Raw genomic sequence first — 23566 nt, forward strand, 5'->3', positions numbered from 1 at the left:
GAACGCCGTAATAAAACTCACAGGGGGCGTCCTCGAGGACGAGGGCGTATGTGTACGTGATTTTGCACTCGGTGGAACGGATCACATCGGACTCATTGATACGGTCTGTCGGTACGACTTACCGGTGGGACCCCAGGACGGTCGCGATTGCACCGCTACCGCCCGGCAACAATCCGTATGAGTAGAGACGAGAACCGGCGGGACCCTACCGATCGGTGCGACTGTACCAGAGCAGACTGGTCGCAAGTAACAGCGCCAGCAAGCCGGAGACGCCTGTGAATCCTGGTACCGTGTCATCCTCGCCGCTGTCGTCTGTGCCGGTAGCCGAAGCGTCGGGGTCGCTGTCGTCTGTGCCGGTCTCAGAGCCGTCAGTGTCTCCGTCGGCTGGGTCGCTATCGGAGTCACTGTCGCCCGTGTCACTATCGGAGTCGTCAGCGTCAGCATCAGAGTCGTCGCCGTCAGCATCAGGGTCGTCGTCAGCATCAGAGCCGTCGTCAGAATCCGGGTCGTCGTCGGAATCAGTATCGCCGGGGCTGGTATCGGTATCGGAGCCGCCAGTACCGCCGTCCTCCGTATCGCCATCGTCGTCGCCGTTCTCGTCTGGCACGCCGGAACCGCTATCATCACCGGTGGACCCATCGTCGACAGCGAACGTGAGGTCGTACGTTTCCACGTTTCCGGCTTCGTCCGCCAGAGTCACGGCTGCGGTGTAACTCTCTCCGTCCACGACGTCCATCTCGTGTGACGCGCTGGTCGACGTAATTGCCGTCGCCGGGTCGTCGGAGACGTCCGAACCGTCGACGACCAGTTCGACCGCACCGACGTCGACTCCCGACCCGTCGTCGTCGTACTCGAACTCGAGAGTTACGTCGTCGGAGCCGTGCTCGAGCGTCTCGCCGTCATCGGGCGTCGTGGCGAGCAGCTCCGGCGGTTCATCGTCGGTCGCGATCGCGCCGTAGGTCGAGAACTCTTCGACTTCGGCGACCCAGTACTCGCCGTTGACGCCGATCGTATCATCCGCAATCGTCTCGACGGTCGTTTCGACTGTCTCCCATTCGTCGGTCGATCCGTTGTAGTGTGTGATGTCGACCGCTTCGGGGTCGTCGACACCATCGACGTCCGAGACGTCGGCGGGGACGTGGATCGTCGCGCTCGTGAGGTTCGCCTCGAGGTCGTCGCCGAGCATCGCAGTGAGGAACCCGGCACCGAGCAGGTCGTCCTCGAGTTTCTCGTAGGCGTCCTCGTTCTCGGAGACGGCGGCGAACCCGTCCTGCAGGTCGGATTCCGTCTCGAACTCGATGAACGTTCCCGTCTCCTCGTTGTGGAGTACGCCCGTTCGATTGTCGGTCGCGAACTCGGTGTCCGCGGTCACTGCCGTGGTTGCAGTCCCGTCGTTGCCCGCCAGATCCGTTCCCTCGATCGTCACGTCGTACTCGCCGGCAGAATCGAGATCGATCGTGGCGTTCCAGTGGTCGCCATCGGACTGGACCGTCGGCTCCGTAGTCGATCCGTCGGGACCGGTGACGGAGGCGGTCGGCGCGCCCTCGAGGTCGGTATCGCTACGAATCTCGATGGTGGCCGCCTCGCCGTCGACGTCCTCGATCGCGCCGGTCAGCGACGGCGACTCGCGGTCGATCACGAGCGTCTCGTCGACCTCGGTCTCGTTATCGAGACCGGCCTCGTCGGTCGCCCGGGCGGAGAGCTCGTACGGCGCGTCGTCCGGGACGTCCTCGAGATCGATCGTGGCTGTCCACGTCTCGCCGCCGTCGTGGCTCGCCGCGACGTCGTGACTCCACGTGGTCGCGAGCGAGTGGATCTCGAGGTCGACGGTGTCGACGTCGCGGCCGTCGTCAGCGCTGGCCTCGATCGTGACCGTGACGTCCTCGCTGGCGTACATCGTTCCCTCGTCTGCGGTGTGGGAGTCGACCGCCGTGATCGATACATCGGGTTTTTCACCGAGCACTTCGACCTCCTCGAGATCCTTGTCGATGTTGATCGAGTACGTCGCGTCGAACTCGTTCTCGAGGTCCATCCAGAGGTCGTACGTGTCGCCGCTCGGGAGGTCGTCGACGTCGACCGTTGCGTTCCATTTGGTCCCACTGAGGTGGGTTGCGGACTCCTCGAGGTTCTGCCAGGCGTTGTCCCCGTGGACGATCACGGTCAGATCGCTGATCTCCTCGGTCGCCGGAACGCCCGGTTCGGCGTCGCCTGGTTCCTCGACGAACAGGCCGATCGTTCCGAACTCGGTGAGGTCGGTTGTCACGACCTCGTTGTCGGTGTCGACCGACGAGTCTTCCAACTCCTCCCACGTTTCATCGGCGTGGTCGTAGCGCCACAGCGAGAGGTCGGTCGGATCGGCCCCGTCGAGGTGGGCCTCATCGTAGTGCACGGAGAGGTTCAGGTACGAGGGAGTGCCGGACTCCTCTTGCACGTCGATGTACGTACCGAGCGAGTGGGCGTTGGGGTTCTCGGCTGGAGCGTGGGTCGCCTCCAGATCCACGTTCTGTGCCCCGAAGGAGACGATGAACTCCGATGCTGGAGTCGCGGTGAACTCGAACTCGACCTCGTCGCTGGCGTAGACGACCCCGTCATCGACGGAGTCGCCAGTAACGTCGTTGACGGTCACTTCCGAGGGTGCGCTTACCGTGTAGTTCTCGACGACAGTGGGGCCACTGTCCGACGCGTAGAAGTCCGGGAGATCCCACGGTGCCTGCACGTCGCCACGGTTGTAGCGAGCATCGATGTCGGCGACTTCGACGCCGGAGACGCCAGTGAGGAGCAACCCGTAGTTGTTCGCGACGATGACGTTGTCCTCGACGACAGCGTCGTCGCTGCCCGACGCTAGATGAAGACCGTAGTACGCCCCCGTCATCTCGTTGTCCGTAATCACGTTCCCGGGCGAGTCGTAGAGGTACGCGCCGTACCAATTGTTCCCACTTAGGTCGTTCCCGTGGATCGTGGAGTTCGTGAGGTCGTTGGCCCAGATGCCGTAGTAGCCGTCGATGCTCGTGGAGTTCGTGATCTCGCTGTCGGTGACGTTCTGCACGCGAATCCCGGCGTTGTCGACTTGGAACGAGGACCAGCTTTCGAGGTGGACGTCGTTGATCACGACGTTCGTCAACTGGCCGTCGGTCCCGTCGACGTGGATGCCGTGCGCACCGTCGTCCATCCCGCCGCCTCCAGCGAGATAGATTCCCTGCCCGTCGAGTTCGACGTAGCTCGAGGTGATCGTGATGCAGGTCGACGAACTGGTCTGTCCACTAACGATCGTGTAGACGCCCGGTGTGTCGATGTCGGTACAGCCGTCGAGTGCGACTTCTTGCTGGATCGCGATCTCTTTTTCGTCCGCGTTGTCCTCGGTCCGTACGGTGATGTCACCGTAGTCTGCGTCGTCCTCGGCGGTCGGGTTCGTGAGTGTGACCGTCTCGGTCTCGTGGCGTTCGAGCGTGAGTTCGACCGTGTCTTCGACGGATCCGTCGAGGCCGACCAGTTCGACCTCCTGGGTCCCTTCGCCACCCACGTTGTGTACCGTCACCTCGACCTCCAGGGTCTCGCCCTCAAGAACTGGTGCATTCGAGTCGGTGACCTCGACGAGGAACTGGGGATAAAGCGCCTCGTTGTGTCCGAACGTCGCCAGCCGGATCCGCGAGTCGGAACTCGAACCGCCGACACCCGCGTCGATCGCGTGGAGTGTCCCGTCGAAGTCGGGTTCGTTTCCGGCGACGTAGACCACACCGTCGGCGGCCGTCGGCGATGAATCTGCTCGATCCCCGGCATCGTATACCCAGTGGACGGCGCTCGAGGCGTCCCCGATTGCGTAGACAGTTCCGTCGCCGGTGCCGACGAAGACGAGCGCGTCGTCCGCGTGGACCTTGTCGACGTCGTCGGGTGCGTGGACGACGGTGGGCGACGATCGAATCATGCTGGACGAGTCGAACCGCCACGCCTCACTGCCGTCATCGGCGTCGATCGCGAACAGCTCGCTGTCGCCACCGGGGACGTATATCGTGCCGTCGTGAACGGTCGGTGCGGCGGTGATTCCGGCACCCTCGTAGTCGTCGCCGAAGGGCTCGTCCCATATCTCCGCGCCGGTCTCGGCGTCGAGGGCGTGGACCTCGGTGGTCCAGCGCGTCACGTCCCCGCCGAACTCGGGGACGACGTTGTCAACGGGGACGTACACCGTCCCGTCGTCAACCGTCGGAGAGGTCGGGATGTTCGTGCCGGAGTCGGACTGGAACGTCCACTTTTCGGTGCCGTCGGCGGCTCCGAGTGCGTACACCGTCCCGACTCTGTCACCGATGAAGACCGTCCCGTCGGCGACGGTCGGCGCACCTCGCGTCTGGCCCGTGGTCTCGTACTCCCACAGTGCTTCGCCGTCCGTGGCGTCGAACGCGAGGACGTAGCCGTTATTGTGATCGAAGTCGGGCCCGGTCGACACGTAGACGGTGTCCCCGACGACCGTCGATCCTCGGGGCGGTCGCGTCATCGTCTCGTTCCAGCGCTCGTCGCCGGTTTCGGCGTCGATCGCGTAGAGGGTCCCCGAATCACCGATCAGTGAAGTCCCGCCCGCGACGTAGACGACGCCGTCGACGACGGTCGGCGCTTCGTCGGTGCCGTCGTAGTCCCGTTCGAACTCCCACTCGACGTCGCCGGTGTCGACGTCGATCGCGTACACCGTCCCCTGGAAGTCGGAGATGTACGCCATCCCGTCGACGACCGTCGGCGCGTTGTCGTCGAAGCGCTCGTCGACCGTTTCGGTCCAGATCGCCTCGCCCTCTACGGCGACGTGGATCGTCGCAGTCGTCGCGTTCGTCTCGCCGCTTTCGGTCTCGATTTCGAGTTCCACCGCGTAGCTGCCGTCCTCGGTGTACTGGTGAGTGATCTCGGGGCTCGACGTCGTCTCGGTCGTTCCGTCCCCGAAGTCCCAGTGGTAGGTGTCGACGTCGCCGGTGGGTGCCGTCGAGTTCTCGGCGTCGAAGGTCACGTCCTCGCTCGGTTCCGGAGCGGGTGGCTCCCACTCGAAGATCGCCTCGAGTGGATCGAGCCCGTACACCTCGACAGTCTCGTTCGTCGTCGCGGTCACCCCGTTCTCGTCTTCGACCGTCAGTTCGACCTCGTACGTGCCGGGCGTGTCGAAGACGTGTGCCGTCTCCGGATCTGCGGTGGTTTCGTTGATCTCGCCGTCGCCGTTGAAGTCCCAGTGGTAGGCCGTAACGTCGCCGTCGGGTGCTGTCGACCCGCTGGCGTCGAAGGTGATTTCCTCGCCCTCGTCGGGGTCGGCGGGATCGACGGTGAACGACGCGGACGGGCCGTCGATCGGGTCCTCGTTGAGCCACGGATCGAAACAGACGTTGTTGTCTCCGTCGTCGTCGATTGCGTCGCCAGCGCCGTCGGCCACCGTGCCGGTACAGGCGTCCGTGACGCCCCCGCTGGCCCCACTCTCCGCACCCCACCAGTTGTCCGTGACGGTCATCTCGTCGGCCGTCAGGTAGTAGTCATTGACGAAGGCGAAGTCGTTGCCCTCGAAGCTGTTCTGGGCGATCGTCACGTCCTCGGTCTCATCCTGAAGAACGAGCCCCTCGACGTTGTCCTGGAACGCGTTTCCGGTGACGACGATGCCGTCGAGGTCACCCCAGGCGTTCAGATCGACACCAACGCCGTTCCGGGCGATGGTGTTGTCAGTTATCGTCGCGTTCTGCACCCCGTCGCGCAGGTCGACGGCCAGGCCGTAGTCGTCGTTATCGACGAGGACCGAGTTCGTGACTTCGATCGACTCGAGCTCGTCAGTAGCAACCCCTGTGTCTCCCCCCTCGACCGTGACCGAATCGAGCGTTACATTCACGGATTCCGCGAGGTACAGGCCATCGGTCGTCGGGGCGGTGATCGTACTGTCCGCGATGGTTACGTTCTCGCTGTAGATGACCTGAATTGTCGGAGCACTATCATCGAGAGTGAGGTCCTCGGCGGTCACATTCGACGAGTTGGCGATGATGACCTGGCCGGCGTCCGTCGGTACGTTCGGATCGTCGACATCGTGGAAGTACACGAGCGGATCGCCGGCGACCAGGTTGTCCTCGAACGCGTGGTCGGTGAATTCGACGCCGTCACGGAACACATCCAAGAAGACGCCAGTCTCGAACTCGTTGCCGACGACGGTCGCATTCGCCGATTCATCGAGCCTGAGATCGATGTCGTGTCCGGACACCGAGTTGTTTACAACCTGGTCGTCCTCGAACCCGTCGATGTAAATTCCTTCGAGTCCGCTGTCGGTGACGGTGTTGTTCATCAGGTCGCCTCCCCACGCGTAGATGCCGTGTTCTCCGCTGTTGAGGATGGTGTTATCGTCGACCGTGGCGCCAGATCGTGCTTCGATACCGTTGTCTTCAACGTCGGTGACGGTGTTGTTCGTGATCAACCCAGTCCGAGCCTCGATGCCGTTGCCCTCGCTCTCGGAAATTACGTTGTCCCGGATCGTCACGTCCTCGTCGGCGTTCCCGGAGCCGATGCCCTGGCCGTTTCGGGCCACCTCGTTCGACTCGATGACGAGCCGTTCGTTGGTGTCCGTGCTATGTCGTGGCCCGATGCCAACCCAGTGGTGGTCGGTCACGACGTTGTTCGAAATCGTCACGTCACCGGCCTCGTAGATTGCGATCCCCCGGGCGTTGTTCGAAACCTCGTTCCCCGTGATCGTCGCGTCGCCGTCTTCGACCTGAATCCCGGACATCTCTTCGTTGCCCGTGACGACGTTGTCCGCAATCGTGGTGTCGTCGGCATCCTCTCCGATGTTGATTCCGTCGGTCTCAACTCCGTTCGTGACGTCGTTGTTCGTGATCTCGACGTCGACGGTTCCCTCGGCGAAGAGACCGTAGCGCGTCGGCGCGTCGATCTCGTTGCCGTCGATCACAGCCTCCTCCGTGCCGTACAGGACGAGGCCCATCCACTCGCTGTCCTGCATGGTGTTCTCGGTGACCGTCACATCAGTTCCATCCCAGAAGTTGATCTGACCGCGGTCGGTCAGAAAGTCGTCGTGCCCCCCTCTAGTGAGGTCGTTGTCGTGGACGGTTACCTGATCGCTGTAGGCGATCTGGATCCCTGCGGCGACGTCAGTGAACTCGTGGCCGCTCACGTCCACGTTCGTCGAGTTCACGACGATGATCTGGCCGATGTCGTCGGGAATCGCTGGGTCATCCTCCCCGTTCGCGAAGAAGAGCGGTTCCCCGTCGACAGTGTTGTCCTCGACAGGGTGATCGAAGTGTGCCAACTGGTCGCCGTCCAGTACCAGTCCCGACTCAAGATCGTTTCCAGTGATCGTCGCGTTGGCCGAAAACGACACATCAACCGCGGCGTCGTGTCCGGACACGTTGTTGTCTTCGACAATCACGTCTGCGTTCGGGCCGCTGGTGGATCCCCAGATCGAGCGCCCGTTCACGTAGATTCCACGATAGCCGTTGTCGTGGATCTCGTTTCCGACGATCGTCGTCCCTTCGCTTGCCCTAACCTGAATCCCATTGTCGAGGGAGCCGACGCCCGGAACGTTACCCTCCACGACGTTGTCCATGATGGTCACCGCGTTCGAAGCCTCGACGAGGATTCCTTCCTCGTCGTTCTCCGAGAGGTCGTTCCCGTCGACGATCGCGCCGTGTGAGTTATCCCGGATCAGCACACCGTACTCGGCGTAGTCGCTCGTCACTTCGTTTTCGGTCACGACGGCGTCCGGCGACTGGTAGATGTCGAATCCTTCGTCGCGGGAGTCGGTCGCCGTGTTGTTCCGGACCTCGAGGTCGGCGGCCTGGTAGGCGTAGACGGCGTTGCCGTAGTTGTCGTAGAAGGTGCTGTTCTCGACGACGGCGCCGTCGGCGCCCGGTCGGACGCGGATCGCGTCACCGTTCGTCTCGAACGTGCTCTCCGTGACGACCACGTTCTCTGCGCTGATCTCGACGCCGTCCGAGTTCTCGAGGGCAGTCACGTTCTCGAGCAGCGTGCCGTCGGACGTCTCAACGAGGACGCCGTAGTTGTGTTCGTCGACGACGGTGTCCTCGACGACGGCGTCCGGCGAGTTCACCAGGTGGATTCCGTCACCGCTGTTCCCCCAGCCACCGATCACGTCCATGTCGGAGAGCGTCACGCCAGCGGAATCCTGGACGACGATTGCAGTGTCTTCCAGGTAGTTGCTCACGTTGAACCCTTCGATCGTCACTCCGTTGGCATCCTCGATGGAGATTGCCGTCTCCAACCCATCGTCCCCACCACCGTCGAGTACGGGTGACGCCCCGTCCGCGGCGACAATTGAGATATCTTCGACGTCGATAATCACCTCTTCCTCGTAGTTTCCGTCCTCAACAACAATCGTATCCCCCGGTTCTGCCTCGTCGACGGCGTCCTGGATCGACTCGCCGTCGGAGACGGTGATCTCACTGGCCGTTGCGGCTACCGGAGTGGCGACGACGAACGCTGCCATCGAGACGGCGACTAGCACCGCTATTATGACTGCAGACCGACGTTTCAGCCCGTTACCCAGCGCTGGTGCGTCCGCACTTTTTCCGAGCGTTTCCGTCATCTTACACTCCCCCATCGGTCACCCTACCCAGTGTCGTACCGTTCACATTTTCTAGTTACAAAATTGAACTGTACCAAATTCATTAACATGCTTATAACCGATATATCATGTGTCAATAAGTGTAAGGCAACCTTCAAGTAAGTTAGAAGGTTACCTCAAGGTAATCTCAGAATCGTCGGACGGTGTCTTGCCGAACCGGGCTAAGGTGCGGGAAAGTCGTATATCTCGATGGTCCAACTAATCACAGACCTGCTCAGCGAGTTTGACGCGGCGGAACATCGATGCGTTATAGGAGTGTGGACAGAGTCCTCCTTAGTTGAAATCCTCGAGACCAGGGTGTACGGCTTTGCGCGACTTGACGAAGTCACCGATGTTCTGGTATTCGTCGTTGGTACTGGTCTCTACCGGCTGGAAAGTGGCTGCGATCAACTTACTGTCACGGCAGTTCCCGAACTCGTGTGGAAACCGGTTTTACTCGTCGTGGTCCCGATGTGGATGAGTTCGACTGCCCGATCGGTGATCGTGGTCATGGGCTCTGGCCTTTCCCGACGATATGACACTGATCCGCGCCGCATCGCCACTGACCCGGCGAACCATCGCATATCTGAGCGGGGTCGCCTCAAACGAACTGTAATTCGTCACCGTGTGAGTACCGCCGTCCCGCGGTGCGTCCCTCTGGACGCAGTCGAGACGGACCCGTTCAGGAACGCTAACACCGAGGGAAACGCCAGAACGAGGGTGCCTGATCCCAGTCACAAACATGGACTTTTATTATGAACTGGTAGAATGCTTCCCAGACCGTTCCAGATCACTCACAATGACGTGGCAACACACGATCTACGCCTACCCGACGCTCATCGCGACCGCGGTGTCGCTCGTTCTTGCAGTCTACACTGTTCTCCATATTCGCCGTCACGAGCCGTCTCCGACGACGCTCTCGTTCGTCGCGATGAACGTCGCGATCGTGATCTGGACCCTGTTTTCGGCGATCAAACTTCTGAGCACCGATCCGCTGATCAAGTTTCAGGCGTATCGGCTTCTGTATCTCGGTGGCGGCTCGATCGGCCCGTTTTTGCTCTTGTTCACGCTCGCCTACACCGATCGGACGCGGTGGCTCCGCCGCCGCTTCGTCGTCGGCCTGTTCGTCGTCCCGATCGTATTCTGGACGCTGTTGTTCACCAATCCGTACGATCTGGTAACCGTCGAAACGTACCTCGTGGACGTCGACGGGTTGGTTGTTCTGCGGACGACCACCGGCCCAGCATACGCCGTATTCAGCTTTACGTACGCGCTGGTGATGGCGCTGCTCACGCTGGCAGTTCTGCTATCCGAAACCATCAAACAGGGCCGATCGTACCTGCCACAGTCGGTACTGATGGTGATCGCCGTCGTGACGCCGGTGCTCGTGAGCTTTCTCACGTCGGCGAACGTCCCCCCGTTTACCCTCGAGTCTGTGAACTTCGTCCCGGCCTCTGCAGTCATCTCCTCGATCGCGTTGGGGGTCGCGACGTTCCGATACCGAATGCTCGACCTCCGGCCGATCGCACGCCGAACGGTCATCGAGCACTCGCCCGACGGCGTCCTCGTCCTCGATCGGGCAAAACGAGTCGTTCACGCGAACGACACCGCCGCTACGGTACTCGGCCCAGCCTCGCCTGCCGTCGGCAACTCCCTCGAGGAGGTGTTTCCGGGGTTCGACCTCGAGACGGCGTCGACGGTGACGCTCGATCGCTCTTCGAGCACCGGGGCGGCCGACTTTCTCGAGATCCGGTCACAGCCACTGCGCCGTCAGGGCGACCACGTCGGCTGGGTACTCGTGCTCAGAGACGTTACCACACGCATCCGGCGGGAACGCGACCTCGAGAACTTTACGAGCGTGGTGTCACACGACATCCGGGAGCCGTTGCGCACCATCGAGAACTACCTCGACCTGCTCGAAGACAACGCGGCGCTCGAGGAGGGAGACCGAGAGTTACTGACCACGGCAAAAGAAAACAGCCGCCAGCTCCAGGGGATGGTCACCGACCTGCTGCAGTATTCTCAACTCGACGCCGGTGAGGAGTCGTTCGACCGGGTCGATTGTGACCGAGTGGTAGCCGACGTCCTCGAGACACTCCAGTTCGAAATCGAGGACAGGGATGCCACGGTCGTCGTCGACGACTTGCCGACCGTCGTGGGAAACGACCACCAACTCCGGCGACTGTTCCGGAACCTCCTCACGAACGCGCTCAAGTACACCGACGACTCGCCGGAGATTCAGGTTACCGTCGACGAACTCGAGACCGAGTGGGCGTTTACGGTCGCGGACGACGGAATCGGTATCGAATCGTCCGATCTCGAGCGCATTTTCGACCTCTTTACGCGGGCTGATCGAACAGACTCGGCGTCCGGGTCGGGGGTAGGACTCGCCGTCTGCAAGAAAATCGTCGAACAACACGGCGGACAGATTTCCATCGAGTCGACCCCTGGAGACGGAACCGAAGTCACGTTTACGATTCCACAGCCACGGTTGAAATCCGATCGACCGGTATCGCCTCGTCCTAGCCCGTCTCACAGCGGCTGATAGTGAGGGAGCGGGACCGACGGCAAGGGAACGCCGAGCGTCGCGAGTCCATGTTGAAGCGGAACGTACCCGAGGACGACGAACGCGACGCCGAGAACGCGGTGGAGTTTCGCCCGCGTCGCGGGGCTGAGCGACTGAAAGAGGGTCCCATAGAGGAACATCGACGGAATCGTTCCGAGCCCGAGGACGCCGAGGGCGACGACGCCCTCGAGTGGCGAACCGCGGACGAACGCGTAGAGAAACGCCGGATAGAGCAGCGGACACGGCAACAGGCCGTGGACGGCTCCCAGTCCGACGATCCGGTAGTTACCGACCCAGGCGTCGACGTTGCCGAGCAGCCACCGGTGGACGCGACCGAACAGGGGGCCGATCAGCGGAAGACTGATCGAGCCGCCGAGCAGTCCACGGCCGACGAGATAGTGAACGCCCATCGCGACGATGATCGTTCCGACGAGAATACCGGCTATCGAGTGGACGTCGGTTGCGACCGCCGTAACCGCCCGCGGTGTCACGAACATCACTGCGCCCGCAGCCCCGAAAACGCCTCCCAGGATCGCGTAACTGGTCGCTCGGCCGAGGTTGAAAAGCGCGTGCTGTCGGACCATACCCACGGTCAACTCGGCCCGTCTGCTCCCCCCGTCGCGTCGTGCCCGGAGCCGATCCGAGTACGTGCTCACGAGCGGGCCACACATCCCCAGACAGTGGGCCCCACCCAGCAACCCGATCAGCCCGAAGACGACGACGCTCACCGGTTCGATCGCGGTCGGATCGAGCGCCGGATCGTAACACGTAGAGAGTATCGTAGGAGTCCATAGTTTTCCCGGGAAGAACCAGGACACAGCGTCAAAGGACGGGCCTCGAAACCCTCGATTGGCTACGATACTCCCTAACTGCCGTTCGAGGACGATCCCCGCGGGGATGGTGGCGGCCGGTTCGACGCTCATGCCCAGCGCTCGAGGACGGTCTCGAGGTCGTCCGCAATCCGCTGCGTATCCGGGTTTTCGCCCCGGTAGCTCCGTTCGACGTAGCCGCCGGGATTGACGAGAAACGTGACGGTGACGTGTATGAAGTCGTACTCGCCGCCGCCGAGGTCCTCCCGCTCGAACGGGATCCCGAGCCGGTCGTCGACGACGGCTTTCGCGTCGTTCGCATCGTCCGGCCGCAGATAGTGCCAGTTTCCCGCCTCGAGATCGACGCCCATCATCTCGGCGTGCTCGCGCAGTTCGTCGGCCGTATCCCGTTCGGGATCGAACGTGATCGCGAGAAACAGCGTGTCGCTCCCGAACCCGCCCTCGAGGCTGTTCGTCTGGACCGTCGACATGGCGTTCATAAGCGGGATGCACTCCGCCGGGCAGGTCGCGAAAAACGCCGTACAGACGAGACAGTCGTCCACGTCGCCGACGTCGACGACTCTCCCGGCGAGCGGATCGGCGAGTTCGAACGTCGGAAACGGGTCGCCGTAAGTCGGGTACGACGGATCTCCTTGCGTCTCGTCTCCGGCTGGCTCGAGAACGACGTCGTCGGCGCTTTCGCCCCCGAGCGCGTCGGTGAGACAGCCAGCGATGGTGGTCAGGACGGCCGTTGCCCCTGTGCCGAGAACACGGCGTCGGTTCATCGATCGAAGGTAAGGAGGCCCGCTCCAAGTACAGTCTGGTCGAACCGTCGAAATCGAACCGAAGACGGGCTCTCGAGGCGAGACCGTTTCGGCGATCGTACCACATCTGACTTACTAGTGCGGTCCGTCTGTTCGAGTATGACGTCGAAAACGTATCTCGGGGATGGACCCACGCGCCGGTCGGTGCTCGCTGGGACGGCAGCCGTCGCGCTGGGTGCGATTGCGGGGTGTCTGGGCGAAGACGACGCGCCGGAACCGATATCGATCGCGGGCGATCAGGACTGTGACAACTGCACGATGGGAATCGGTCACCATCCCGGACCCGTCGGTCAGGCTCACTACGAGAATCCGGACGAGGTCGTCGGCGACGACCGGCCGGCGCAGTTCTGTAGCTCGCTTTGTACGTACGCCTTCACGTTCGAACAGGCGGACCGCGGAATCGACCCCCAGGTCACGTACGTCACGGACTACTCGACGGTCGACTACTCGATCACGACGTCCGACGGCGACCTCGAGATCAGCAATCACCTGGACGCCGAGACGTTCGCGACGCCGGCGGATCTCGCGTTGATCGCCGACAGCGAGGTGCTGGGTGCGATGGGTCGGTCGATAATCGGGTTCTCCGACGGGGACGATGCCGACGAGTTCCGAGCGGAGTACGGCGGCGAGGAGTACGCACACGAGGACGTGACGATGGAACTCGTGATGTCGCTGATGTCCTGACGGACGAGAGCGCCGGATCGACTCGGACGGGCGGTCGGACGTCGTTGCCGGCCGGACCGTGGTCCGTTTGCGTTCCCACCGATAAATCGTCACGAGTCCGATCGAAAGAAAATTTCCAATGGGATAACGTATCGACGGTATGGCCATCGCCACGGTTGCCCGCTACACTGGAAGTACGATCGAACTGACACTGGCGGTCGGACTTCTCGGGATCGCCACAGTCCATACCATCGCTGGCGTTCCGACCGCGCTTCTCCCCGCTATTGGTGCTTTTGGCTTGATTGGTGGCGCGGTCGCCCTCGCTCCCGTAACACGTCGTCGTATTCGACAGAATGCGACCGGACGAGAGGATATACTGGTGTTTCTCGGATCACTCATCGTCGCGACCGCCACTCTGGGATCGTTCGTCGTACTCGGCCAGTTTTTCTGACCGCCATCCTATAACCTGCCGGGTCAGGCGGATCGCGGTCACCAACCGTGTTATCGCCCGACGGCCCAGACCGCGACCGCAAGCGAGCCGACGGTCCAGAGGGCCAGACCGATCAGACTCGAGACCGGCGAGGCGACGGTGGGGCCGGTTCCGGACGCGACCATCACCGTCGTCTCGAGCACCAGTCCGCGGTATGCGCTGAGCGGACTTGCCGCCAGCGCGTACAGTAGATCCGAGTCGCCGACGATCCCCTCGGCCAGCCCGTAGACGATCGCGAGATCGAACCCGACGAGCAACGCGACGAGCGCGAGGACCGAGAGGCCGAGCGCGCTCCTGGTCGCGCTGACGAGCGACGAAATCGCGATTGCCACTGCGAGCACGGCGAGCCCGAAGAGGACGGTCAACACGAGAAACCGGGCGAACAGGATGGGCGAGTCCGCCCCCGAATGGCTGGCGTAGACGCTGACGGGATCGTCGCCGCCGACGGCGATCGCGACGGCTGCGATCGCGAGCGGAACCGCGATCGTCACGGCCAGTCCGACCGCTCGTCCCGCGTACACGCCGACCACCAGCTCCCGTGCCGAGACGGGGTACGTCTCGAGGACGTCGAGTTCGCCCCGTTGCTCGTCGCCGAGGATCGCCCGGTAGCCGAACGCGATCGCGACGACCGGGACGAGCAACTCGAGGGGCGTGAGGAGGTCGACGATCGACGGGAGGTAGCCGGCCGTGAACCCGTCGCCGATCCAGGTGACGCCGACGACGACCGCCGTCAGCGCTGCCGCGAGCAGGAGCAACGACCGGGAACGGGCGACGGTCCGTATCTCCCGGACCGCGATCGCCTCGAGCAGCCGTCGGCGCGCCGGCGGGGTGCGAGCACGACCGTCGGCAGGAGAGGATTCCGGCGGACTCACGTCGTCACCCCCTGGACGCGAACGGTTCGGGTGTCGCCGGTGATCGACTCCTCGTAGGCGTCCCGCAGGGAATCGACGCCGACGCGATCGCAGACGTCCCCGGGGTCGCCGCGATCGACGATCGCGCCGTCGTCGAGTATCGCGACCTCGTGGGCGTTTCGCTCGACGAGCTCGAGGTCGTGGGAGCTGAGGACGATCGCGGTGCCCGCCGCCGCGAGTTCCGTCGCGACCTCGAAGACGTGCGTGCTCATACCGGGATCGAGACCGCTCGCGGGTTCGTCGAGGACGACGACGGGTGGATCGCCGATCGTCGCCTGGGCGATGCCGACCAGCCGCGTCATGCCGCCCGAAAGGGCATCGACCGGTCGGTCTGCGGCGTCCGCGAGGCCAACGCGCTCGAGACGCTCGAGTGTGGCCCCGTCGCCCTCGCCGACGAGGGATCCGTAAAACTGGAGCGTCTCACGGACGGTAAATCCGGGGCGAAACGCCGGCTGCTGGGGGAGGTAGCCGATTCGGCGCGCCGCGTCTGGGCCGCGGTCGGTGACGGTGCCGCCGGTCGGCTCGAGGAGGCCCGAAAGCACCCGGAGAAGCGTCGTCTTTCCGGAGCCGTTCGGGCCGATCAGCGCCGTCACCGCGTCGGCGCGGATCGGGAGCGTGACTCCCTCGAGGACGGAGACCGATCCGTACTCGTGGTCGACGTCCTGTGCGTGCAGTACCGGTTCGGTCGACGGTGGTGTATGCCGTTCGCTCATGGTGATGGTCCCTGCTCGATTCGTTCGCACGACCAGGCCCGATCGGCCCACGGCGTCTCCGCGAGCAGGTCCTGGTTGTTCGGCTCACACGTCGGCGCGAGGTCGACGACGCTGCCGGTTCGCATCCCCGGAACGGTCCCCTGGAGCCCGGAGATCGCCTCGAGCGCCGGGGAGCGAGCGAGCGTCTCTGCGCCGTCGGTTCGGTGGAGTTGCCGGTCGACCGGTGCCGTTGGCGAGTACGACCCGTCGACCGTTCGGTCGCCGGTGAGACTACTCGCCCCCTGCCAGTAGTTGCCCGTCCCGTCGTGGGTCCAGACGCGAAGCGGTCCGGTGCCGGCGTCGGCGTGGACGTCGTTCTCGACGAAGTCGTTCTCGAGGACCTGGTTCGTCGGCAACATCGCGCGAACCTGAGCTCCGATCTCGTTGCCGGCGACGACGTTGCCCTCGTAGCGCGATCCCGTTGCGTCGATCCGGAGCCCGACGCGGTTGTCGACGAGGAGGTTGTCGGCGACGTACGAGTCGCTGCCGTCCGGGTAGAGCCCGTACTCCGCCCCGCGAATCTCGTTGTTCACGATGGCGTTTCGCTCCGGTCCGGTCATAACGTAGATCCCGGTGTTCGACTGGTTCGCGACCCGGTTGTCCGCGAGCAACGCCTCGGAGGTGTGCATCAGGTGGATGCCGAGTCGGTTTCCCTCGAGCGTGGAGTCCCGGACGACCAGTCCGGTCGATCGATGCGAGTAGATTCCGTCTCTGCCGTCGGAGACGGTCACGCGTTCGACGACGCTCGGCGAGTGAAACGCGAGGATGCCGGCGTGACCGTCCTCCCAGCGGTCGGGGCTGTCGACGGTGACGTCGCGGACGACGGATCCGGCGCTTCGCCGGAGGACGATGCCGGTGATCTCCGAGTCGACGGACACGTCCTCGATCAGCGATTCGTTCGCCGTGTGCATCCCGATCCCGGCGTCGCCGCCTGCGTAGTTCGCCTCGAAGGTTTCGTCCCACGCGCCGTCGGGTTCGTCGTCCCCGGGAAGTTCGCCGCTTCCCTGTCGTTGTGATCCCGAGCCGGCGACGGCGAGGCCGACGACGGCGGTACGGTCCGCCGTCGCGGTGATCACCGTCCCGTTTCCGTCGCCCCGGATCGTCACGTCGCCCTCGCCGCGAAGCGTGATCGACCGATCGATCTCGAGGGTCTCGTCGTAGGTTCCGTCGGGAACGAGTACGGTCGTGTTCTCGGGTGCGGCGTCGATCGCCTCCTGTACCGTGTCGGCGTCCTCGCCGACGACGGTGGAGACGGGCCGGTCGCGTAGCGTGGAGACGTCCTCGACGCGTTCGTCTGCCTCTCGGTGCTGGTCGTCGACCCGGTCGCGGACGACCGTCGCGTCGTCCGTCTCGACGTCCCGATCCAGCAGTTGCTCCCACGTGACGATCGAACCGCCGTGGGAATCGGCGAACGCCGTCGCGTCGTCGCGATCCGCGAAGGGAACGATCGTCTCCCCGCTCGGCGTCTCGGCGTCGCTCCCGACCACGAACCACGCGGATTCGGCGTCGGTCCACGCCGGCTCCCGGTCGGCCGTCGGATAGCCCGCAGCCGACAGTTCGGCGTCGACGCTGGAGTAATCGCTCACGTAGACGGTCCGCGGGTGCCCGAACCGGTCCGTGTGGCCGTCCTCTCGAAACGAGGCGACGAACGTCTCGACGCCGTAGTAGCCCACGACGTACTCGTACTGGGAGTAAAACACCTGCGCCCTCGGCAACCGAACGTCGTCCTCGAGTCCGTACTCGTCCTCGAGGGCGAGCCCCATCGACACCGTATCGTCGAAGTGGACCGGGTCGGGATCGCTCGTCTCGCCGTCGACGACGAAGACGCCGACCGCGACGACGGCGATCACGAGGCCGACCGCGACGACGAGCAGACGGATTCGCTGGCGCTCGATCACGGTCGACTTTGGAACTGACGCTATCTATACCGTCTGGTCCGACGCTCGAAAGTCGGCCGTAAGGACTTGGTTCGTCCCCGCCGATCGGCAACTATGTACGATACGATCCTCGTGCCGACGGACGGCTCGGAGAAGTCCACCGTCGCGCTCGAGCACGCCATCGATCTCGCGTCGACCTACGACGCGACGTTACACGCCCAGTACGTCGTCGAGTCCTCGCCCGCGTTCTCGGCTGAACTGGACGAAACGACCGAAGAGGAGATCTACGGCTCGCTGTTCGACGCCGGCCGCCGGGCGGTCGACGAGGTCGCCGCTCGAGCCGACGACGACGGCGTTCCGGAGGTCGAAACTGTCGTCGATCGCGGTCGGCCCCACGAGGAGATTCTCGGGTACGCCGACGACGCCGACGTCGACCTCGTCGTCATGGCGACTGCCGGCCGAACGGGGGAATCCCGCGAACTGATCGGCAGCGTCGCGGAACGGGTCGTTCGCTCGTCGCCGGTCCCGGTTCTCACCGTCGCCGCGGACGACGAGTAACGCCACGACCGAAAAGATTCCTGTCGTTTCATACGGTTTACTGCAAGGTAGTACCGGATCGACCGCGGGACGGAACCCGGTCGCTCCGGTACACAGTTGCAGCAATCCGTATCAGTCCGGCAGGAACGCCCTCTATAGTAACAACTGGAACTATTTACACACTGATCGCACGACAGCTGTGCGATCAGGTGTGCAGTGACTTCCAGTGGCTACTATACTACTATCAGCCTCGAGCGAGTAGTCGAGCGTGAGATGTACGAACGGGTACTCTTGCCGACGGACATGAGTCCCGGCGTCGACGACGCCATCGATCACGCGATCGACGCCGCGAAGCGATACGACGCGACGTTACACGTCCTGTACGTCGTCGACGCGGAGGCGTACAGCTCCTACCCCGGCGACGAGTACGTCCACGAGTTCGAAGGGTTAGAGAGTGCCCTCGAGCAGGCCGGTCGCGACGCCGTCGAGGAGATCTCCCGGCGGGCCGACGAGGCCGGCGTCGAGACGGAGACGATCGTCAGACACGGCGTCCCCCACGAGGAGATCCTCGTCTACATGGACGAGTCGGACGTCGACCTGACGGTCGTCGGATCGAAAAACCGCACTGGCGAGTACCGGCGCCTGCTCGGGAGCGTCGCCGAGCGCGTCGCGAACATGGCGGAACGGCCGGTGACCATCGTGAAAACGCCGGTCGACGAGGAGTAATTCGACGCGGAAAACGGTCGGTACAGTTTTCCTTTCTTCGTCCCAATTCGAGGGTATGTCACGACTCCTGTTCGGTGTGCTGGGCGTGCTCATCGCACTCGTTCCGCGGGCCGTAATCGAGACCTACGAGCAAATCGTCTTCGAGAATCCGGAGGAGTGTACGGCCAAGCCGTGGCTCGAGCCGGCGGTACGAGCGGAAGGTGTCGTTTACGCGCTGGCCGGTCTCGTCGGCGGTCGGAGCTACGGCTGGGTGATGAACGTCGCGGGAGTCGCCGGCCTCCTCGCAGCGCTCGCACCCGAGCGGTACCTCGAGGCCGGCGTCTCGATCGCGTACGACCACTCCGACGACGTGGCCTGGAACGATGGTGTCGTCCCCGCGGTCCGGGTCATCGGCGTCGTCGCCGTGGTCCTCACACTCCGAGCCATCGGCCAACGCCGTCGGGACGCGTCGGCTCAGCTCGAGGACGGCTCGACCACCGACTGATACGGTTTGCTGTAACGAACTGCGGCTGGGACCGCAGGACGGTCGTGGTTCCACTGGTGACGACTGTCAGCAGCCCGTACGAACGCTGGCCTATCCCAGCAGGTACCGTAGCCACGGGTTCGATCGAACGATCGACGTCTCCTCGAGGGTTCCGTCCACGCCAGCGAGTCTCCCGGCACCCCAGGCTGCGAGTCCGAACAGCAACAGCATGTAGACGAACGAGCTGTCGATGAAGTACCCGTTTTCCATCGGGAATCCGGCGGCCAGTCCGCCCTGCCAGGCGGCGGTCCAGAAAAACAGCATCTGGATCGCGCCCATCAACGCGGCGAACCGGAAGAACGCGCCGAACAGAAGCGCCAGTCCGATGAGAACCTGTCCGAAGATGACCATCGGATCGACGATGGCGGCGTACTCGCCAAAGCTCACGAACAGCCCGTGAAGCGGGTTCGCTTCGGGGACGGCGTGGTTCAGAAACCCGGCCGAGGACCAGGCGAGCGGATCGCCCCACCCGCCTTCCGCTAACTTCGCGAGTCCGGCCTGCAGGAAGACCCAGGCCATGACGAGCCGAAGCCCGAATATCGAGTATGCGAGCCAGGTATCTGAGTAGTTGAACGAGACGGTGCGGCCGAGCAGCGTCGATTCGAGCGTTCGTTCCGTCGGTTGACGTTTCGTTGCCATCTGTAATATCGACGATGTGGTTCTACACAGGTAATATTCGGTGCAATTCCTGGCTACTGATAATTCTCGAAAGCTACCCGTGACGACATAGACCGGATCGTCGGTCGAGGTCTGCCGCCCTGGTGTCGCGCCAACGGTGTCGCCTCTGGTCCGTTTCGACGGTAGGTGACGACCTCGACCCAGCACCGAGGACAGCACGATACCGCATCGAAACCCGCGAGGTACACCTTTTTGTCGGCTGATCACAAATTACACGTATGAACGTCCTCGTTCCGATAGACGATTCCGATCCGGCGACCAACGCCGTCGAGCACGCCGCAGAGACGTTCTCCGGTGAGGATTTAACGTTCGTTCACGTGATCTCTCCGAATACGGGGATGTACGGTGAAGGGGCGATATACGCGTACGACGAAGTCCTCGATGCACGCCGGGAGGCGGCGGAGGACCTGTTCGCGGCGGCTACCGAAATCGCGTCCGAACACGGCTGTCGCGTCGAAACCGAGACGATCATCGGCCTTCCGGCTCGAGAGATCGTCGAGTTCGCGGAGGAATCAGACGTCGATCACATCGTGATCGGCAGTCACGGCCGGTCGGGAGCGTCGCGCGTCCTCCTCGGGAGCGTCGCCGAAAAGATCGTCCGCCGGGCACCGGTGCCGGTGACCGTCGTTCGGTAGAGTACCAGCTGATACGGGCTATGGAATAGTAATAACTGAAACGGTTTACACACCGATCGCCGATCCGTCTGGCGATCGGGTGTGCAATAACTTTCGGTGGCTACTATAGTCACTAGCGGCGCGTGGCAACGGATAATTGATTTTATAGCGGAAAGAGTCACATCAGTCACTATCAGTACAGCTCAGATACTCTTCTATGGGTGAAAATTAACAAATCTTATATACTGTATCCTACAGCTAGTGAGTATCAAATGCTAGCTTGTGACACTACAGTGGGACGCTATCACGCCTCTCTCACCTGTTGGTCGGAACGCACCTACGCCCAGATGAGTGATCACGGATGAGCAAGTGGGCCGTGTTGGTCGTCACCGCCCTGGAGGAGATTCAACAAAGCATGCACGAGGGACCGTTCGACGAGCCGATTGGCTGGGTGATGCTGGCACTGTTCGGCGTTACGGTCGTCGCTGGCCCCCTACTCATGGTCGTCGGTGGCAAAAAGTTACAGCAGGCTTTCAGTGTGTTCACGAACGAACCAGTCGGGGCCGGTGAGGTCCACCTCGAAGACGGCATCGTCGAGGTGGAGGGAACTGCCCAGCGCTTCGAGAAAACACTCACCGGCAAGTACAGCAACGAAACGGCACTCGCCCAGTCCTGGAAGCGCGAGCGAAAACAGGAGCGAGAGCAAGACGACGGGAGTACGAACACGACCTGGACGACAGTCAACAGGGGAAGCAACGCCGTTCCGTTTCTGGTTGAAGACGATACAGGAGCCGTCGTCGTCGATGCCCGCAGTGCGGATCTTTCGATTTCGACGTCCCGTATTCGAAGACGCCGACGGCTATTGCCCTGGCGCAAGAGCCGCAAAAACCGGCGGTACCGGGAGTACGAAGGCCGGATCGAACCCGGTGACGGTGTCCACGTCTACGGACAGGTTACCAGTACGGCACAGGAAACCCCGCCTTTGACGGACGATCCCGCCTACATCGGTGACGGCGACGACGTCTCTAACTTCCTCGTCTCGAAGGGATCGGAGCTACGGACCGTGCTTCGACTCTCACTGTTCGGCCTGCTCGTGTTCGTGGTGGGTGCCGTATTCGTTCCGATCGGCATTGTCATGTTTCTGCTCGCGCTCGAAGCGGTGGTCGGTATCGGTGCCGGCTCATGGCTGATCGACCTGCTTTCGTGAGCAGGTCACCTCTTGTAGCTCTGCCAGAGAGACACGAGGCCGACCGGCGGACTGACACCTCTTGCGCTGTAGGTCTAGTTAGACATCAAGAAATGGCAGTGAGTGCCGAAATCGCCCACAGTCGAGGGACATTTCGGCCATTCGTACTCGTTATCGCCCATTCGCACTCGTTATACTATCGAACAGAGTGGACTGCAAACCTGAAACTCCCACCGCTCGGGATTTCGCCACGTGAACGCCGAGGAGGATGGTAACAGGAGACGTATCGCTTCTACTCTTCGTAGCCGATCGATATCGAGGCGAGTCCCCCCTTTCGGGAACTTTCGACGTCGAGCGAACCCAGACGGGATTCCGGGCTGCCAGGAATCACCCTCCGGCTATTTGAACTCGAGAACCGAATTATCACCCGTCGACCGACGCCGATCGCATCGCCGACACACCACTGACACAACCCACAATAATGAATATCGCCGACATCATCTCGACGGAGTACGTCGAATTTCCACCGGATGCGACCGTCTCGAAGCTCGTCGGAACGTTTGCCGATTCCGACGTCGACGGCGTCGTGGTGCGAGGGACGGAGTTCGAGGGAGTCGTTACCCGCCGACAACTCGCCACGTCACACCGCCAGCCTAACGAAAAACTCGGCTCGCTGGTCTGGCACGTGCCTCGGTTGGCTCCCGACGAGGACGTTCGCAAGGTCGCACAGCTCATGATCGACAGCAGCTCCCGGCTGCTCCCGGTCTTCGAAGACGGCGAACTCGCGGGCGTCGTCACGGTCGACGATATCCTCGAGGCGGTCATCCCGTATCTCGACGCGGCGACCGTGCGCGAAGCCCACTCGCCGGACCTTCTCACGCTCGAGCCGACGTCGTCGGTCGGGGAGGCGCTGCACGTCTTTCGTGAGAACCGGATCACCCACCTACCAGTCGTCGAGAACGACACCGCTGTCGGCGTCCTCAGTCTGTACGACGTGACCGACCTGACGGTCCGTGCCGAAGTTCGGAGCCAGGGTGGGGACGCGGGTGGCGTCGATCCGTTCGGGGGTGAAATTTCGTCTTCCACCGCCCGCGCACGACGTGGCGGGTTCGGTGCTCGCGAGGGTGAACTCGCGCGTATGCTCGATCTCCCGATCCGCGACGTTATGACCACGCCTGTTCGCACCGTGGCCCCCTCCGAGACGCTCGACGTGGCCGTCGAAACGATGTTCGAGGCGGACGCGTCGTCGCTCGTCGTCACGGAAAACGGCTCGCCACACGGGATCGTGACCAAAACCGACGTCCTCGAGTCGCTCACCTGGGAGGCAGGTGGCAATCGCGGCGTCCAGATCTACGGCACCGACCTGATCGAGGACGTAAGCTACGACGAAATCGTCTCGATGGTCGAAGGGTTCGACGACAAGGACCACGGCATGAGCGTGCTGGACGCGAAAGTCCACCTCCACGAGCACGACGAGAAACGGCGGGGGACGCCGCTTTTGCTCGTCCGGATCAGACTCTACACGGATCGGGGGCTGTACATCGCCTCGGGAGAGGGATTCGGTGCACGACAGGCACTCTCCGAGGCCCGAGACGTGCTGGAACGCCAGATTCGCGACCGCAAAACGTACGGGCGGAGCAAGAAGCCGCCGAGCGAGGAGTTCTGGGAGAAACGGTTCGGGTGGCTCCTCGAGGAGTAATACTGTCGGACAGGACGGTGTGCCGATCGGTCGCTCTCCTGTGGCCGTCTCCGGTGGCGACGGCCGCGAATTCGCGACCGACGTCTCATTGACTTCTCGTCGGCAGTATAAGCGCCGCTTACGAGTTTTTCGTCGG

At 63.0% G+C, this 23566-nt stretch carries 16 protein-coding genes; 9 read left to right on the forward strand and 7 right to left on the reverse strand.

Annotated elements, in window-relative coordinates; translation table 11 throughout:
* Window positions 1-205: 205 nt before the first annotated feature.
* A complete protein-coding gene (locus EA473_RS12310) occupies window positions 206-8557 on the reverse strand; it encodes a right-handed parallel beta-helix repeat-containing protein (RefSeq protein WP_165875277.1) in 8352 nt (2783 codons plus the stop codon).
* A gap of 817 nt (window positions 8558-9374) precedes the next feature.
* On the opposite strand from EA473_RS12310, the gene EA473_RS12315 reads away from it, so the two are divergent.
* Window positions 9375-11120, forward strand: coding sequence for a sensor histidine kinase (locus EA473_RS12315; protein ID WP_165875278.1), 1746 nt, complete (start codon window positions 9375-9377; stop codon window positions 11118-11120).
* On the opposite strand, the gene EA473_RS12320 is transcribed toward EA473_RS12315, so the two are convergent.
* Complete coding sequence (locus tag EA473_RS12320) at window positions 11108-12064, reverse strand: sulfite exporter TauE/SafE family protein (protein ID WP_124195962.1); 957 nt, start codon at window positions 12062-12064, stop codon at window positions 11108-11110. The genes EA473_RS12315 and EA473_RS12320 overlap by 13 nt on opposite strands.
* The gene (locus EA473_RS12325; protein ID WP_124195963.1) at window positions 12061-12735 is read right to left on the reverse strand and encodes an SCO family protein; all 675 of its coding nucleotides are present in this window, start codon (window positions 12733-12735) and stop codon (window positions 12061-12063) included. Before EA473_RS12325 ends, EA473_RS12320 begins: the two co-directional genes overlap by 4 nt.
* A gap of 138 nt (window positions 12736-12873) precedes the next feature.
* On the opposite strand from EA473_RS12325, the gene EA473_RS12330 reads away from it, so the two are divergent.
* Together EA473_RS12330 and EA473_RS12335 are read left to right on the forward strand one after the other, a co-directional pair.
* Window positions 12874-13458: a nitrous oxide reductase accessory protein NosL gene (locus EA473_RS12330; protein WP_124195964.1), complete on the forward strand. Its 585-nt coding sequence runs from the start codon at window positions 12874-12876 to the stop codon at window positions 13456-13458.
* Between the two features lie 139 nt (window positions 13459-13597).
* A complete protein-coding gene (locus EA473_RS12335) occupies window positions 13598-13888 on the forward strand; it encodes a hypothetical protein (protein ID WP_124195965.1) in 291 nt (96 codons plus the stop codon).
* Between the two features lie 50 nt (window positions 13889-13938).
* On the opposite strand, the gene EA473_RS12340 is transcribed toward EA473_RS12335, so the two are convergent.
* From EA473_RS12340 to EA473_RS12350, 3 genes are read right to left on the reverse strand one after another with little or no spacing between them, the layout of a single operon-like run.
* Window positions 13939-14799 (reverse strand): ABC transporter permease, encoded by an 861-nt coding sequence (locus tag EA473_RS12340; protein WP_124195966.1) that lies wholly within the window; start codon window positions 14797-14799, stop codon window positions 13939-13941.
* Window positions 14796-15551 (reverse strand): ABC transporter ATP-binding protein, encoded by a 756-nt coding sequence (locus EA473_RS12345; protein ID WP_124195967.1) that lies wholly within the window; start codon window positions 15549-15551, stop codon window positions 14796-14798. Before EA473_RS12345 ends, EA473_RS12340 begins: the two co-directional genes overlap by 4 nt.
* Window positions 15548-17488 (reverse strand): NosD domain-containing protein, encoded by a 1941-nt coding sequence (locus EA473_RS12350; protein WP_124195968.1) that lies wholly within the window; start codon window positions 17486-17488, stop codon window positions 15548-15550. The genes EA473_RS12345 and EA473_RS12350 overlap by 4 nt, the downstream gene beginning before the upstream one ends.
* A gap of 93 nt (window positions 17489-17581) precedes the next feature.
* On the opposite strand from EA473_RS12350, the gene EA473_RS12355 reads away from it, so the two are divergent.
* The 3 genes from EA473_RS12355 (at window position 17582) to EA473_RS12365 (ending at window position 19214) form a co-directional block, all read left to right on the forward strand.
* Window positions 17582-18025 (forward strand): universal stress protein, encoded by a 444-nt coding sequence (locus EA473_RS12355; RefSeq protein WP_124195969.1) that lies wholly within the window; start codon window positions 17582-17584, stop codon window positions 18023-18025.
* Between the two features lie 252 nt (window positions 18026-18277).
* A complete protein-coding gene (locus EA473_RS12360) occupies window positions 18278-18730 on the forward strand; it encodes a universal stress protein (protein ID WP_124195970.1) in 453 nt (150 codons plus the stop codon).
* 55 nt (window positions 18731-18785) lie between these two features.
* Window positions 18786-19214, forward strand: coding sequence for a hypothetical protein (locus EA473_RS12365; RefSeq protein ID WP_124195971.1), 429 nt, complete (start codon window positions 18786-18788; stop codon window positions 19212-19214).
* A gap of 90 nt (window positions 19215-19304) precedes the next feature.
* Here the strand turns inward: EA473_RS12365 and EA473_RS12370 are convergent, their stop codons facing one another.
* Window positions 19305-19892, reverse strand: coding sequence for a DoxX family protein (locus EA473_RS12370; RefSeq protein ID WP_124195972.1), 588 nt, complete (start codon window positions 19890-19892; stop codon window positions 19305-19307).
* A 257-nt stretch (window positions 19893-20149) separates the two neighbouring features.
* Here EA473_RS12370 and EA473_RS12375 point away from each other — a divergent pair, with 257 nt between their 5' ends.
* The 3 genes from EA473_RS12375 to EA473_RS12390 all read left to right on the forward strand — a co-directional run bounded on the left by EA473_RS12375 (window position 20150) and on the right by EA473_RS12390 (window position 23430).
* A complete protein-coding gene (locus EA473_RS12375) occupies window positions 20150-20566 on the forward strand; it encodes a universal stress protein (RefSeq protein WP_124195973.1) in 417 nt (138 codons plus the stop codon).
* Between the two features lie 340 nt (window positions 20567-20906).
* Window positions 20907-21752 carry a GIDE domain-containing protein gene (locus EA473_RS12385; protein ID WP_124195975.1) on the forward strand — a complete coding sequence of 282 codons (846 nt, stop codon included), beginning with the start codon at window positions 20907-20909 and terminating at the stop codon, window positions 21750-21752.
* Window positions 21753-22212: 460 nt separating this feature from the next.
* The gene (locus tag EA473_RS12390; protein ID WP_124195976.1) at window positions 22213-23430 is read left to right on the forward strand and encodes a CBS domain-containing protein; all 1218 of its coding nucleotides are present in this window, start codon (window positions 22213-22215) and stop codon (window positions 23428-23430) included.
* The last annotated feature ends 136 nt before the right edge of the window (window positions 23431-23566 follow it).

The sequence above is a fragment of the Natrarchaeobius chitinivorans genome, assembly GCF_003841505.1.
Lineage (GTDB): Archaea > Halobacteriota > Halobacteria > Halobacteriales > Natrialbaceae > Natrarchaeobius > Natrarchaeobius chitinivorans.